Raw genomic sequence first — 14,386 nt, forward strand, 5'->3', positions numbered from 1 at the left:
CCAACCTGCTTTATTTAGGGATTGATTGAAGCGAGTTCCAGCGGTCCGCTGCAGAAGCGTAGGCTTTCATTGACTGATAGGCTTCGCCATACAGTGCGTCTTTTGCCACTTCTTCTTCCAACACTGCTTCTGCAACCGTGCGGAGTTCCGCCAATACCGGATCAGGGAATCGTTTTACAACAGTTCCCGTCGCCTCAAACGCTTCGATTTGAGGTGTTTGTGCCGGAGGTGCTGCGTTCAGCGTCCACATTAGGCTGGTCTGACACGCAGCTTCCATCATTGCTTGCTCCTGTTTGGAGTAGCTTTTCCACACATCCATGTTGATCAGTAACGTGTCGACACTGGCTGGCTGATGCCAACCTGGGTAGTAGTAAAACTTGGCAATTTTATTAAAGCCCAGTTGCTTATCAATGATTGGGAGGGAAAACTCGGTCGCGTCGATACGTCCGCGTTCCAATGCCAGATAGATTTCGCCAGCAGGTAAATACTGTGCAGAGGCACCGAGTTCATTCAGTACGCGGGCACCGACACCGGCCATACGCATTTTCAACCCGTTAAAATCTTTGATGGAATTGATTTCTTTATTAAACCAACCGCCTGGCTCTGGGTTTGTCACGTGGCATGCGAGTACTTTGACATTCAGCTTATCAAAACCACGTTGGATGATTTCAAGGCCGCCACCAAGGTGTAGCCATGAAGCTAAAACACTTGGGTCAGCGCCAAATGGGGTTGCAGCAATTTTAGCGACCGGAACTTGTCCACCCCATTGACCGAGGAATGTCCAACCTGCTGGAATTGCGCCTGAGCCGACGCTTTCAAGGATCTCTCCTGCAGGAACGAGTTCACCTGCACCATAGAGTTTAAAACCCATTTTCCCACCCGACATATCTCTCAACGTTTTATCCATGAGTTTTGTACTGTCACTTAAAAAAACGAGGTCTTTAGGGATACTCAAGTGAACATCTAACTCTTTGGCAGACGCGGCTCCACTTGCTAGTACAGCAATCGCAGAAACAGCAACCATGCTTTTCATCAATAGTTTCTTCATGCGTTTTCTCCAAACGTTTTAGCGTTACATTATGGAAATAAAAACAGGGTAAACGATTACCTAAAAGTCTGCTGATTGATTAACAATTTGTCAACATTGCAATTGTAGTTGTGCTGAGACAACGTCAGCCATTCTGTAATTTTATTAACTTAAATGATTGTTACTTAAGAAATATATTTTATTTAAAAGAATTGAATTGCGACATTCAGGTGCTGAATGTATGTTATGTTGCTTGACAAAGATGTACGTCATAGCCACTATTTTAGGTAAATCGATTACCCTTCATGTGTTCACCTGACTTTCACAATACTGGTCGATGTGAGTGGATAATCGGCACAATTAGAGATAGGAAAATAGAGTGGCAGACAAGGCCAAAAAAGCGAAAATCACAGATGTTGCAAACCTTGCCGGTGTGTCTGTTGCCACCGTGTCGAGGATAATTAATGGCGTGGCGAAAAAAGCCTCGCCCGACACTGTGCGTAAAGTAAAAGCTGCGATTGCAGAACTGAATTACCAGCCTTCTGGCGTAGGTAGAGCACTGCGCCGCAACAAGTCCCATTTAATCGCGATGGTGATACCAGACGCGAATAATGCGTTTTACGCTGCGGTAGCTACATCCGTCGAGTCAGCACTTCGCCAAAAAGGTTACTCGATGATTCTGTGTAACTCAGATGAAGACGCAGACACACAAGATCTCTATTTAACAGAGATGCGCTCGCTATTGGTCAGTGGGGTGGCCTTACTCGGTGCTGTGCCCAGTCCTGAACTTGAAAAAATGGTAAACAGCGGATTTCCTGTTGTCTTTATTAACCGTAAAGCGCCGAAAGGTTTGATGGCTCCCTTTATAGGAATAGACAACTATGCGGCTGGAGCCTGTGTCGCCGAGCAGTTTATCAATCAAGGGTACACTGAATGTGCCGCGATTCATGGACCATTGCACTCGCCAGCGCAGCAGGATCGCTATCAAGGCTACGTTGATAGGCTATCGCAAGAAGGGATTCAATTGCGACCAGAATGGGTACGCGAAGCGAAGCTCACCATTGAATCAGGTTACTCTGCCGCTTCATCTTTGCTGACAGCCTCAGACAAGTCTTTTCCAAGAGCAATATTTTGCGGAAACGATCCGATTGCCTACGGGACTTATCGACGCTGCCAAGATCTGGGCCTACAGATACCTAAAGATATCGCGCTATTCGGATTTGATGACAATCCCCTTAATCAATGGTTAGCACCTTGGTTGAGTACCATTCATGCACCCTATGACAGTTTTGGTGCTGCAGTCGTGAGTGCGTTCGAACGCACTTGGGGTAATGAATCAGGCTCACAGGAAATGGAAACGATTTTGCCATTTTCTGTTACACAAAGAACTTCGGTTTAATACCAAAAGAAAAATTCGGCGTCATTCTGCGCCGTTTTTTTTAAACGAACAGGGTAAACGATTACCTTTTCGTGAAACGATTAAACCGGCGTGATTGTCATGAAAAACAGTGACGCCACACAAGGAGTAAATCATGAAAGTTCAGGAGCGGTTTACGTTAAAACCGGGGCTAAGGGTTTTGATCACGGCTGGTGCCTCTGGCATTGGAAGAGCCATGGCGGAACGTTTTTCTGACAGTGGTGCCAAGGTGCATGTCTGTGACATTTCGGAAGAAGCGCTTGTGCGTGTTCAGAAAGAGCGCCCAGAATTTGGGGTGACGCGTTGTGATGTCAGTGACTCATCTCAAATTAAACAGCTATTTAATGACGCTATCCACCATCTTGGTGGTCTTGATGTGCTGATCAATAACGCCGGTATCGCTGGGCCAACAGCGGCAATAGAAGACATTGATGAAGAACAGTGGAATCAGACGATCAACATCAACTTAAGCAGTCAGTACCTCTGTACACGGTTAGCGGCACCAATCCTTAAACAACAAGGTGATGGTGTGATCATTAATATCTCGTCTCAAGCCGGCCGTTTTGGCTTTGCCAACCGCACTCCCTACGCCGCTGCGAAATGGGGAATAGTTGGGCTGACCGCGAGTTTAGCCAAAGAGTTGGGGCCTGATGGCATTCGGGTAAACAGTATCTTGCCTGGCATCGTCGAAGGTCCACGTATCGAGGGAGTGATTCGCGCCCGTGCTGAGCTTACTGGAACGAGTTATGAAGAAACTAGGCAGCAGAGCTTAGATCAAATTTCACTAAGGCGAATGGTGTCAGCAGAGGACATCGCTGACATGGCGCTGTTTCTGTGTATGCCTGCTGGGGGCAACATATCTGGACAATCTATCAGCGTGTGTGGAAATGTTGAATCGCTGTAGCGCGTGAATCGTGTTCCCAACCTAGTGAGAAATAATATGGCTAAATCGAACAAAGTAATCATCACTTGTGCGGTGACAGGTGCAATTCATACGCCCTCTATGTCACCTCATTTACCCGTGACGGCAGAGGACATTGCGAAATCTGCCATTGAAGCAGCGGAAGCGGGTGCGGCAGTGCTTCACCTGCATGCCAGAGACCCCATTGATGGGCGACCGACTCAAGAACCCGCAGAGTTTGAAAAGTTTCTACCACACATCAAAGAAAGTACCAACGCGGTCATTAACATTACAACGGGCGGCAGCCCCCACATGACGGTTCAGGAGCGATTACAACCCGCACTGAAATTTCAGCCTGAATTGGCTTCGCTAAACATGGGATCAATGAATTTTGGTTTGTACCCGATGTTGAAGCGGTTTAAAGATTTCAATCATGAGTGGGAGAAAGCACACCTAGAGAACAGCCGTGACTTGGTGTTTAAAAACACCTTTTCCGACATTGAGTACATATTGGAAACTTGCGGCAATAATGGCACAAGGTTCGAATTTGAATGTTATGACACTTCTCACCTCTATAACTTGGCGCACTTTGTCGACCGTGGACTCGTAAAACCCCCTTTCTTTGTTCAGACAGTCTTTGGGCTGTTAGGCGGGATTGGCGGACATCCGGAAGATCTGATGCACATGAAAAGGACCGCTGATCGGTTGTTTGGTGATGAATATCATTGGTCAATTCTGGGTGCGGGGCGTAGTCAGATCTCGCTCGCCACTATGGGTGCATCCATGGGGGCTAATGTGAGGGTAGGACTAGAGGATTCTCTTTGGGCTGGCCCCGGTCGTATGGCCGAGTCAAATGCCACTCAGGTATCGATGATTCGGCAAGTGCTTAGCGGGCTTTCGCTCGACATCGCGACGCCAGAAGAAGCAAGAAAGATGTTGGCGCTGAAAGGGGCGAATAACGTCGCGTTCTAGTTCAGCGATAAGCATGCTTTTAGACGCAAAATACACCGGATCCAAGCACATGACGCGTAATCTGAAATGAAAGGAACATAATCATGATATATCAGCTGGATGAAGCCCAAGTTCACTATGATCCAGAAAACTGTTTTATTGCAGAAAGCGCAGATGTGATTGGCTCCGTCACTTTAGGCGAGTCTGTCAGTGTATGGTTCCATGCTGTTGTACGAGCAGACACTAGCCCAGTTGTGGTTGGCATGAGAACCAATGTCCAAGATGGTGCCGTTTTACACGCCGATCCCGGCTATCCGCTCCACATTGGTTGCAACGTGACTATAGGCCATAAAGCCGTGATTCATGGTTGTACCATCGGTGATGGCAGTCTCATTGGTATTAATACCGTTGTCTTAAATGGTGCATCAATCGGTCGGAATTGTTTAATTGGCGCGAACGCGCTGATACCTGAGGGAATGAATGTTCCCGACGGTTCACTCGTGATTGGCTCTCCAGGAAAAGTGAAACGACAGCTTTCAGACGCAGAGAAAGAGGGCTTATACGAGTCTGCAAAACACTATGTGGAAAATGGTATTCGTTTTCGGGAAGGGCTTAAAATTCAACAGTAAAGTGACAACGTAAAAGCGCCGTGTGAACGGCGCTTTCTTATCTAATTCGAATCCGTAAATAATTAACGAATCACATCAATCTCGACTTTCTTACCGAGCGACATAGCAAGGTTGTTGTCGTAATACGCGGCTTCATTGATGAAATGCGGGTAAGCATCGTAATCGCCTTCCCAGCAGACTTCGGTGCCGTCAAACAGGGTGAAGATTGGGTCGCCGCTGCGCAGCACGGTGAAGTCAGCATCTTGCACATTTTTATGCACCATACCGAGGCGTTCGCCGTCTTCACTTTCAGGTAATTTGAGCGTCTCTTCGTAGCGGTAGGCAGAAACGGTGGCAGGCAGTTCAGGCACTTCGTTCTTATTAAACAGCTCTACAAAATCCAGAATGTGGGCGGTCATTTCGTCCATCCAATCCAGCACATCTTGGCGAACCACTGATTGAGACTGAGGGCCAATTTCAACAATGATGCCTTGGTCTGCGATGGAGCAGAGGAAGTAATGCTCTTCCATTGAACAATGGTCTTCAAACAGGATAACGGCGTTGGCCATACGGGCAGACACATACGCGGCTAGCTGGGTGTTAAACGCATCTGCTTTCAGCAAGATGATGGTCGGGCCCATGTTGCTGGTGGTGTTGTGCAAGTCGATAACCAAATCGGTGCGGGCATTGCCTTTCGGTCCAAGCTGAGCGTTGATCACTTTGGCGCGGCTTTGCTCGTAATTGCTTAATTCCATGTTCGCGAGGTCGGCAGGAAGGAACTGTCGGTTTAGGTCGACGTCGAGATAACGTTTGTTATCGCGAAAACCATTGGGGTTAGCAAAGAGCGTCTCCGTTTCAAAGCTTGAGCGGCTGATCAGTGCAGGGGAAGCCTGCCATTTTTTAAGAAGGTAAATTCCGCTGAATTCGTTTCCGTGGGTACCGCCGACAATGGCTACCCGATTGAATGTGCTCATCCTTGTCCTCTCCTGATAGACGAAAATTCAATATATCAGGGAGATGAACAATCCCCAAGTGCTTCGACATACCCAAGCAACTCGAATTCGAGTATCTTCAGATTGTTTGGGTAGACACTTGGGGATGCATAGTCATGCATCTATTTTAATCTATTCTTCATGCCAACGGCCTTCGTACGCGCTCGAGTAGTCTGGTACAGCGGTGACTTTGTTGTCAGATGTCGGCTCCAGCGGCCCAACGACAGTGCGAAACGGCAAAATACCCGCCCATACATCAATGTCCATGTCTGCCAAATCATCGTTCACGCCATGACGTCCAATTTTTACCGAGGTTTCATCGAGTGGCATCACCAGCATTTCAGTGGCGGTAAGTTCTTTCTCATTCCCAGGGCGTGCTTCCTTGCTTCTTCCTGGGGCAATTTGCTCAAGAAACGCATCAAGTGCAAAGGATTTTTCGTCGTTGTCTTCCACGACAGAAAAGCGACCAAAAGCCATTGCGCAGCGATAATGCGCACTGTGGTGAAAGGCAGAGCGTGCCAATACCCATGCATCCAAAATTGAGAACGTCATGCTGCATGGCTCACCATTTTTAAGGTGCTTCAGCATTTGGCTGTTTTTCGCGCCATGAATATAGATGTTGTTACCAATACGCCATGCAAGCATAGGGATGACAGTAGGGCCGCGTTTGTCATTGAACGCGACGTGCGCGAGTTTGGATTCATCAATGATGCTGTAAAGCGCTTCTTGGTCTTTCACGGCTTTGTGTGCGCCTTTTCTTACGCGTGTTCTTTCTGTTGTTCCTACTGTCATAACCTTTCCCTTCTTTTGGTACTGTTTTGCGTTTGTTTGTCCGTTGACTTGCAATCTACGGATAAACTGGCACCTTAAATAGAGCCAGTTTTAATAACTCAATAGATCCAATTTTGAGGCGGGATACCATGCAACCCATTGATATCGGTGATTTACGCTTAGATGCGGGCAATACGTCTAAGCAAAGCGCCTTGTACCTTGCGATTCAAGACAAGATTTTGAATGGCCAGTGGCCGACAAACGGACGCTTACCCGCCACTCGCTTGTTGGCGGAGGAATTACGCGTCAGTCGCAACACGGTCACGGCGGTGTATGAGCAATTGAAAGCGGAAGGCTACATTGAGAGTCGCCGGGGAGCGGGGTATTTCATTCAATGGGCAACGCCGGATCACTATCTACACACGAACACGCAGGGCGATCTTCAACGATCTGTGCCGCCTCCTTCTCTTTCAGACTTGCCCTTAGAAGGGGAGGAAACGCATCAACGTCCGCCGTTTGATGCACATGTTCGAAATCGACCTTTCGCCCCTGGGGTGCCCGATCTTGTGCAATTTCCCTACAAAAAGTGGGCACGTTCGCTGCAATGTCATTTTCAACGATCCATCCTCGGAGGGCAGAATGACATTCAAGGCAATCTTGCGCTTCGCCAAGCCCTGAGTGACTACCTGTCATTTAGCCGCTCAGTGGATGCGTTGCCGCAGCGCATCATCATTACCGTGGGCGCACAACAAGCGTTGTATATCGCCATTAACGCCATTCTTGATGCGGGTGAGAAGGTGATGATGGAAAACCCCGGCTACGCGCAAATGCGTAAGGTGCTCGATCGCAGCAAGATTGATGTTTCTTATTTGCCTGTGGACGCAAAAACGGGGGCAGACATTTCATTGCTCGATCAGTTTGATGGCAAAGCGGTGTACCTGACGCCAAGTAATCAATACCCCATGGGAACGAGCCTCAACACCAATGATCGGATGCGATGCATTGAATGGGCGGCGAAGAAAACCCAAGGAGAGCACGCAAGGTGGATCATCGAAGATGATTACGACAGCGAATTTCAATTCGCGAATCGCCCCTATCCTTCACTTCAAGGTTTAGCAACCAAGTTTCATGGCGACGCCGCGAACGTCATTTATGTTGGTACGTTTAGTAAAACCTTGCTGCCCGCCATTCGTGTCGGCTACATGGTGGTGCCAGAGTCTCTTGTCGAGAAATGCTTGAGTGTAAAAGATGCCATCGGTGGCGATACTGCCATGCACATCGAAGAAGTGTTGGCGGAGTTCATTGCAGAAGGAGACTACCTCCGGCACATCCGAAAAATGCGCACCTTGTATCAAGAAAAACAGCGCGTGTTTGTTGAAGCTTTATATCAGCACTTCGGTGGCGAAGTGGAGGTGATCAGCCAAGCGGCAGGGTTGCATGTCACCTTCCGATGGCAAGGTGGATTAACCGCATTTGAAGCGAAAGCGTTGTTAGAAGAGAAGGGGGTTACGATCCGCACATTGCTGTTTTACTGCGATGCCGACTCAGTGAGTGACATGCCCGAGTGGATGCAGCGAACCTTGGTAGCAGGGTTTGGTAACAGTTCGCTGAACGATATCCGAGAAGGCGTAAAAAAACTGGCGGATTGTTTTTCCAACCAGCAGGTTTAGTCAACCAATTCGATACCCAGCGCTTCTAACAAGCCAAGCGCTTCATAGCGAGAAAATTTGGCGGCGGTGAGATTGTTATCAAGAACACTAAGAAACAGGTTGGTGGACTCCGTAAAATCTGCGTTTTGTAAGTTGGTACGCATAAACACGCTATGAGTGAAATCACAGTAGGTCATTGACGCATCGCTGAAATCACCTTCTCTAAAATCCGCGTCGTGAAGTTTGCACTCTTTGAGAATCAGTCCTTTCAAGGTTAACCCAAAAAACGAATTGTCGTTCATGATGCACTGGCGAAAAGACATGTCGGCATCAGCGCGATAATTCGGCCAATCAGCCAAGCTCCAGTCAATGCCTACGAGCTTACACTCAATGAAAGAAACCTCTGAAAAGCGGGCAAAGGGGACTTTCATTAAGCTCAGATTGCATCGAATGAAGGTGCAGTTGATGAATTTGCACTGTCTAAATCTTGATTCAGAGAACTGACAGTCTCGAAATTCACACTCTTCGAATTCAATAGATTCGAGGTTTTCTCCTGTTAAATCAATTCGGTCGAAAGTCTGATCATAGTACTCAGAGTGGCTTTGCGGTTTATTCATGGTGCTCTCGTTGTTTGTAATGGCGTATCCCGACCAATTAAGGACGGATAATGGTGCGATTATACAGAGGAGTTCCTGCAAACTTCGTAAAGAATTTGCTGTGCAGATCGCCATTCAAGATCAAAGAATGTGCCTAGAAAATAAGAATTAAACGTAATTCTAAATATTGCGCAACGCGACGTTAATCCGTGCTGCTAGAGTGACTATCGAGCGGTTAGAAATCATGCGGATATGAATAGGTCTAGGCGTGGTCTGCTATTGCGCTTGACTGTTCTGGTGTTGGTCTTGACGAGGGTTGGATACCTTTCACGGAACAGAATTGTCAGGAGAAAGCAAAAGATTCTTTCTGGGTATTCGTGTGATTGAAGAGGCTGGGTACATATTGAATGCAACGCAATAGGCGCATCTTATTGCATATTATTGTGGGCAATTGTTCTCAGTCTATATGCTCTTGATTATCTCGCTGAGAGAGTCAGAAATGTGGTCTTATATCAAAATAGATTTCCGGCACTCTCTGTTGTTACTTTTTCGATGTATATCGTTTTTAGCTATAACGACATAACACCTGTGACTTTAATAAAACCAATGGGGTAATCAAAATAATAACTTAAGGCGAGTGGAAAGTAGTGTGTAGTTTGATTCCTTAGCCAGATTTACTCCAATGGGTTTGATGCGCCAAAAAGGCAATAAACACGGCTTCCGTGTTGCTTCCGAATGTGACTGCTTGCAATGCACTCACGCTTGGCCTGAGGCCTTTCACACATAAGGTGTTAATACCCATAAAGGGGGAGAACCATGGTCGATACTCATCAGGGTTTGGCTTCTCAGTTACATGAAGCGCTGCTAATTGTAGAGGATGACCCAGAAACACAAAGAAAATATAGCCAAGCGCTGGAAGGCGAAGGCTCTTTACTCACTGCGAACTCTTTGGGGGTATCTGCATCTTTGCAGCAGTTTTTGACCGCAGTTGTTTTGATTGGGCGGTGTGACGCAAATACCTTGTCTTTGATAAAAGAGATGCTGTCTTATGCGCCGCGCACGAAAATCTTGGTTGTGGTAGAAAATGACAAAGACAGCGATGCCGTGCTTGCTTTAGAAGCTGGCGCATTTGATGTGATAGAGCGGCCATTTAGTGATGAATACTTAAGGCTGCTTATGCGCCGTGCCCGTCATGTCGCTAAGTTGGAACAAGAAGTTTATCGTCTTAAGAGTTTTGAGCGTCGGCAAGATTCTATTGTGGGTGGAAGCCCACAGATGATGCAGTTGCTACGAATGGTTGACCGTGTGTCGTTAACGGATATCAACACTCTTATCATTGGTGAAAGTGGGACGGGAAAAGGTCTGCTTGCTAGAGCAGTTCATGATCGTAGTTCTCGAAGTGAGAAACCGTTTATCACGATTAACTGTGCGTCTATTCCAGAAGCATTGCTCGAAAACGAATTATTTGGTGTTGAAAATGACACCTCCGGTGTTCATCGAGTGAAGCTGGGTAAAATCGAATCTGCACATGGTGGAACCTTGTTTTTGGATGAAATTGGCGACATGCCACTGCACATTCAAGGCAAGATTTTACGATTCTTGCAAAGTAGGCTCGTGGACCGTGTTTCAGGTAGGCATGCCATTCCTGTCGATGTGAAAATTGTTTGCGCGACACATCAGGATTTGAGGCAAAAGAGTTCGGAAAAGCGCTTTCGAGATGATTTGTTAAACATCGTTGGCGAAGTGGCAATTTCCATTCCCCCCTTAAGAGAGCGCAGCGATGACATTCTATTGCTCGCCAAGACCTTCTTGCTTCAGTTTAATCAGTCGATGAATCGTAATGTTTCAGGCTTTACTGAAGATGCCTTGGAAGCCTTGCAGGCTCATGTATGGCCTGGGAATGTTAGGGAGCTTCAAAACAAGATTAAGTCTGCCGTGATTATGGCCGATGGAAACCACATTACAGCATCCGACTTGGCGCTAACAAAAGAACACAAGAAGGATTCAGGCTTACCACTGAACATCCGCCAGGTAAGAGAGGAAGCAGAGCGCCAAGCAGTCACGCGTGCTCTGGCTAGAGCGGAAGGAAATATGTCTCAAACTGCAAACTTGTTAGGAGTCTCTCGTCCGACTTTATACACCTTGATTGATAAATATGCGCTGCAGCGCTAACCAACGCTGTGCCATAAGTTGGTTATCGTGGCTTGAGTCAATAGTGAGACTGAAGGTGAAATAGGTGTTCCTTTTGCTTTGGCTTCTTTGAGGAGCATATACAGTGAATATAGGTATGGGTTAATTGTAGCGGTTGATGTATGTGTCGTTGATTGTCTCTGGCACGAATAACGTCAACGTAAATTGAATTAACCTGCCTACTTCTTCTTGATGAAAATTTGTTGTAGCAACAAGCGGTGTTTCCACAACCCTCGCTTGTTGATGTTTCCCTTGTTTGTGGCGTTTTGGCGATAGCGATATGGAGTAGCAGGATGAGAGTGGCTGAATTAGTGGATAGCAATTTGGTTCTGAAAGCTGAAGTCGATGTATCTCTTTCTGAAAATTTTTCACTTGATGTGTGTAGCTACGAATCTGGCGATCAGCTTGTTCTATTTAGCCCTAACACGGATGATGTGATGATTTGTGATAGTGCAACTAGCGTCTTCTTGTCTCTGATAGAAAAGAACCTCCCTCTTGGAGCGGCATTGTCTGCTTTGTCTGTTTGCGAAGCTCAATACGCTCGACGTTTGCTTCAAGAGCTAGAGCGTATGGACATAATCAGGCTTACTGGCGTTCGTGAGAGCTAAAAAACTTCCTTCGAACGTCCACCTATCGTGTTTCTCTAAGCTGTATTCTCTCTGTACCTGCGGTATGCTAAAACGATTGTTAATTGTTGAGCGAAATCACGACCTTGCAATACATCAAAATCAAGAATGCCATCAAAGAGCAAATTCAAAGTGGTCAGTTAGCGGCTGGAGCAAAGCTTCCTTCTGAAAGAAAACTGTCTGAATCTTTCAAAACTACCCGAGTTACCTTGAGAGAATCGCTTTCGTTGCTTGAAGCTGATGGTTTGATTTATCGCGAAGACAGGCGTGGTTGGTTTATTGCTCATCGTGCACTTCGTCTCGACTTGTCCGTACCTTTTGCATTTTCATCGGTAGCTCAGGCTCAGGGGCGCTCTTCTCGTACTGAGTTGGACGTTGCTGAGAGTGTGATGGGTAATAAAGAAAGCACGCAATATCTATCTCTTCCCCCCTTTACGGAAGTCTTCGCGTTTGGGCGTATTCACTACCTCGATGGTAAAGCGGTGATGTATGCCCAGCATTATGTGCGAGCGGATAGGGTTCCCAACCTACTTCAGCATCCATTGGATGGAGATTTATCCTCGCTCTATCGTGAACATTGGCAGCTAATTACCACATCCTGCAAATACTCGGTGCGTTCTTCGACCTTTGACGATGATATTGCAAGCAAGATAAAAGCGACAATGGGCGCGCCAGCTTTGCGTATTTCTAAAGTGAATGTTGACGAAACAGGTGTCGCGCAAGAATACGTCGTAGAGCATTGGCGTCATAATGCAGTGACGTTGGATATGGCGATTGAATTCACATCGCTATCATAGAGAAATGGCATCAGGCGACTCTCTGCATGACGAGGTGATATAACGCTTATTTATCGGCCGACTTTAACTTTATTTGGCGTTCTATCCGTTGGATCTGCTTTTGTAGCGTCGCTGCGTTAAAGGGTTTTATGACGAATCCATTGACGCCATTCTGTATGAGTTCTTTAACGCGTTCTTTATCTTGTTCACTAGAAACAACTAGTACGGGAGTGTGTTTGAGTGTCGGGTCTGCTCGAACTTCTTTGAGCAACTCTCGTCCATCCATTTTAGGCATATTTAAATCAGTGATCAGCAGATCATAGCGATTCTTTTTGACCATTTGCAAAGCCTGCCAACCATTGGTCGCTTCCTCTAGATCAAAGTAATTGATGCTTCTGAGCAAATTTAGCATGACATGTCTGATGGATGTCATGTCATCCACGACCAGAATTTTCATCGATGAGAATTACCTTAAAATCGGCTGCTTGAATAAAATATAGCCCAAACCTCAGTAACTTCGAGCGGCTTTAAAGAGGATTTTGGAAAGACATAGGCGCCCAGCAGCCAGACATTATCCATGCTGCTAGCGTGAAGTGGTGTGTTTGAGGGTGTTAGCGCTGAGTAAGCTTGTCGCGGATCAGTGATTAATCCGCGAAGAATGAATATGACTTGAATCGTTGTCTGAGACCTGCGACGCGTTTGGTAATTTGCTGCGTTTAAACAAATCTCGATATTGAGCTTCATAGACGGCGGGGTGATGTTTATCTTGGACATAGCGCCGTGAAGCTCGGCCCAATTTCAATCGCTTGTTGCTTTTCAAAAATAGATCCAACAGTTGATCTCGAAGCAGATCATGTTCCGTATCCGTTGACCAATAAATCGGATGCGCTTCGTTATCGTTTGGATATTGATTGGCCGGTCGAGTTGAAGCAATGGGCAGGCCCATAGACATGGCTTTAAGCAACGAAACCGCCATTTCTTGCGGCTGCAGATAAACGTAGATGTCGATATGCTTGAGAAAGAAAGTGAGGTTGTTCAAATGACCCGTGAAACTGACTTGCTTCTCAGTGAATCCGCGATTGTCGACTTCTTTTTGTAACGTGTTTTGATATGGCGTCTTACCAACAACTAGCAGCAACGTTTGTTGTGCAAACATGGGAGAGTGTAAGCAAGCGGCAAAATACTCGTCAAAAAATTCGGTTATGACGTGCTTACTTAGACCCGACACGCTTAAGCCAATCACCAAGCGGTGTGAGGGAACAGCAACACTGCCAACAAGGCTTTCGGTAATTGTGTTGTCAACGGCTCTCAGTGGTGGGCAGAATTTTTGGCTCTCGATACCTTGGCGAATCAACTTGATTTTGGCGCTGGGGATCTTTGCATTTTGGGTTAGCCAAGCCAGCGACTTATCCGAAGGAGCGACCACGAAGTCAGATGAATGTGAGAGCGTGCGATGCATCCACTCATGAAACCACACACTGAGCGCATTACGCGGCTTTTCTTCCTGACGATGAACATGCAGTTTTACTGGTACATTCAGCCTTTTTGCTACCCACTGCATTGGATAGAGTTTGCTGCCATAGGTCACACAAACATGAGGTTTAAGGGCAATGAGCGCATCTCTGCACTCTAGATATTGGCGGAGGTGCGAGTCTCCGACGTTTAATTCTAAACAAGAGACGTTTGCGGGTAAGTGTTTGGTAGATAATATTTTCGATCGCTTAAGTACGATTAAAGTGTGTTCAAATTCGGGTTGTCGAAACTGACGAATGTTAGAGAATACCTGATCATTCTGCATCGCGTCGCCCATTGAGCTCACGATGTGGCAGATATGAATAGGTGAAGGTTCAACTAACATTTCAGTGACTCTTACACAAACGAA

Annotated in this window: 14 protein-coding genes; 8 read left to right on the plus strand and 6 right to left on the minus strand. The window is 46.6% G+C overall.

Annotated features, from left to right (window positions below):
- Positions 1–10: 10 nt before the first annotated feature.
- Positions 11–1,048 carry a TRAP transporter substrate-binding protein gene (locus tag L4D06_RS12915; protein WP_429739803.1) on the minus strand — a complete coding sequence of 346 codons (1,038 nt, stop codon included), beginning with the start codon at positions 1,046–1,048 and terminating at the stop codon, positions 11–13.
- Positions 1,049–1,406: 358 nt separating this feature from the next.
- Between L4D06_RS12915 and L4D06_RS12920 the strand changes: the two genes are divergently transcribed.
- The 4 genes from L4D06_RS12920 to L4D06_RS12935 all read left to right on the plus strand — a co-directional run bounded on the left by L4D06_RS12920 (position 1,407) and on the right by L4D06_RS12935 (position 4,925).
- On the plus strand, positions 1,407–2,426 hold the full coding sequence (locus tag L4D06_RS12920; protein ID WP_429739805.1) for a LacI family DNA-binding transcriptional regulator: 1,020 nt from the start codon (positions 1,407–1,409) through the stop codon (positions 2,424–2,426).
- 133 nt (positions 2,427–2,559) lie between these two features.
- A complete protein-coding gene (locus L4D06_RS12925) occupies positions 2,560–3,348 on the plus strand; it encodes an SDR family oxidoreductase (RefSeq protein ID WP_429739807.1) in 789 nt (262 codons plus the stop codon).
- A gap of 36 nt (positions 3,349–3,384) precedes the next feature.
- Positions 3,385–4,317: a 3,5-dioxohexanoate:acetyl-CoA acetone transferase gene (gene kce, locus L4D06_RS12930; RefSeq protein WP_274164893.1), complete on the plus strand. Its 933-nt coding sequence runs from the start codon at positions 3,385–3,387 to the stop codon at positions 4,315–4,317.
- 83 nt (positions 4,318–4,400) lie between these two features.
- Entirely contained in the window at positions 4,401–4,925 is a 525-nt protein-coding gene (locus L4D06_RS12935) for a gamma carbonic anhydrase family protein (protein WP_274164892.1), read from the plus strand.
- A gap of 62 nt (positions 4,926–4,987) precedes the next feature.
- Here the strand turns inward: L4D06_RS12935 and L4D06_RS12940 are convergent, their stop codons facing one another.
- Positions 4,988–5,878, minus strand: coding sequence for an aspartoacylase (locus L4D06_RS12940; protein ID WP_429739809.1), 891 nt, complete (start codon positions 5,876–5,878; stop codon positions 4,988–4,990).
- 150 nt (positions 5,879–6,028) lie between these two features.
- The gene (locus L4D06_RS12945; RefSeq protein WP_429739811.1) at positions 6,029–6,688 is read right to left on the minus strand and encodes a pyridoxamine 5'-phosphate oxidase family protein; all 660 of its coding nucleotides are present in this window, start codon (positions 6,686–6,688) and stop codon (positions 6,029–6,031) included.
- Positions 6,689–6,816: 128 nt separating this feature from the next.
- Here L4D06_RS12945 and pdxR point away from each other — a divergent pair, with 128 nt between their 5' ends.
- Complete coding sequence (pdxR, locus tag L4D06_RS12950; RefSeq protein ID WP_429739813.1) at positions 6,817–8,337, plus strand: MocR-like pyridoxine biosynthesis transcription factor PdxR; 1,521 nt, start codon at positions 6,817–6,819, stop codon at positions 8,335–8,337.
- Here the strand turns inward: pdxR and L4D06_RS12955 are convergent.
- Positions 8,334–8,933: a pentapeptide repeat-containing protein gene (locus L4D06_RS12955; protein WP_429739815.1), complete on the minus strand. Its 600-nt coding sequence runs from the start codon at positions 8,931–8,933 to the stop codon at positions 8,334–8,336. The two genes, pdxR and L4D06_RS12955, sit on opposite strands and share 4 nt — an antisense overlap.
- A gap of 795 nt (positions 8,934–9,728) precedes the next feature.
- Here L4D06_RS12955 and L4D06_RS12960 point away from each other — a divergent pair.
- The 3 genes from L4D06_RS12960 (at position 9,729) to L4D06_RS12970 (ending at position 12,525) form a co-directional block, all read left to right on the plus strand.
- A complete protein-coding gene (locus L4D06_RS12960) occupies positions 9,729–11,084 on the plus strand; it encodes a sigma 54-interacting transcriptional regulator (RefSeq protein ID WP_274164887.1) in 1,356 nt (451 codons plus the stop codon).
- A gap of 311 nt (positions 11,085–11,395) precedes the next feature.
- Positions 11,396–11,710, plus strand: a complete 315-nt coding sequence (locus tag L4D06_RS12965; RefSeq protein ID WP_274164886.1) for a hypothetical protein — start codon at positions 11,396–11,398, stop codon at positions 11,708–11,710.
- Between the two features lie 83 nt (positions 11,711–11,793).
- Positions 11,794–12,525: a UTRA domain-containing protein gene (locus L4D06_RS12970; RefSeq protein ID WP_429739818.1), complete on the plus strand. Its 732-nt coding sequence runs from the start codon at positions 11,794–11,796 to the stop codon at positions 12,523–12,525.
- A 46-nt stretch (positions 12,526–12,571) separates the two neighbouring features.
- Here L4D06_RS12970 and L4D06_RS12975 read toward each other — a convergent pair whose 3' ends face one another.
- Complete coding sequence (locus L4D06_RS12975; protein WP_429739820.1) at positions 12,572–12,961, minus strand: response regulator; 390 nt, start codon at positions 12,959–12,961, stop codon at positions 12,572–12,574.
- A gap of 180 nt (positions 12,962–13,141) precedes the next feature.
- The gene (locus L4D06_RS12980) at positions 13,142–14,362 is read right to left on the minus strand and encodes a glycosyltransferase (RefSeq protein ID WP_429739821.1); all 1,221 of its coding nucleotides are present in this window, start codon (positions 14,360–14,362) and stop codon (positions 13,142–13,144) included.
- Between the last annotated feature and the right edge of the window lie 24 nt (positions 14,363–14,386).

This window comes from Enterovibrio makurazakiensis (assembly GCF_050336585.1).
In the GTDB taxonomy this organism is placed as follows: domain Bacteria; phylum Pseudomonadota; class Gammaproteobacteria; order Enterobacterales; family Vibrionaceae; genus Enterovibrio; species Enterovibrio gelatinilyticus.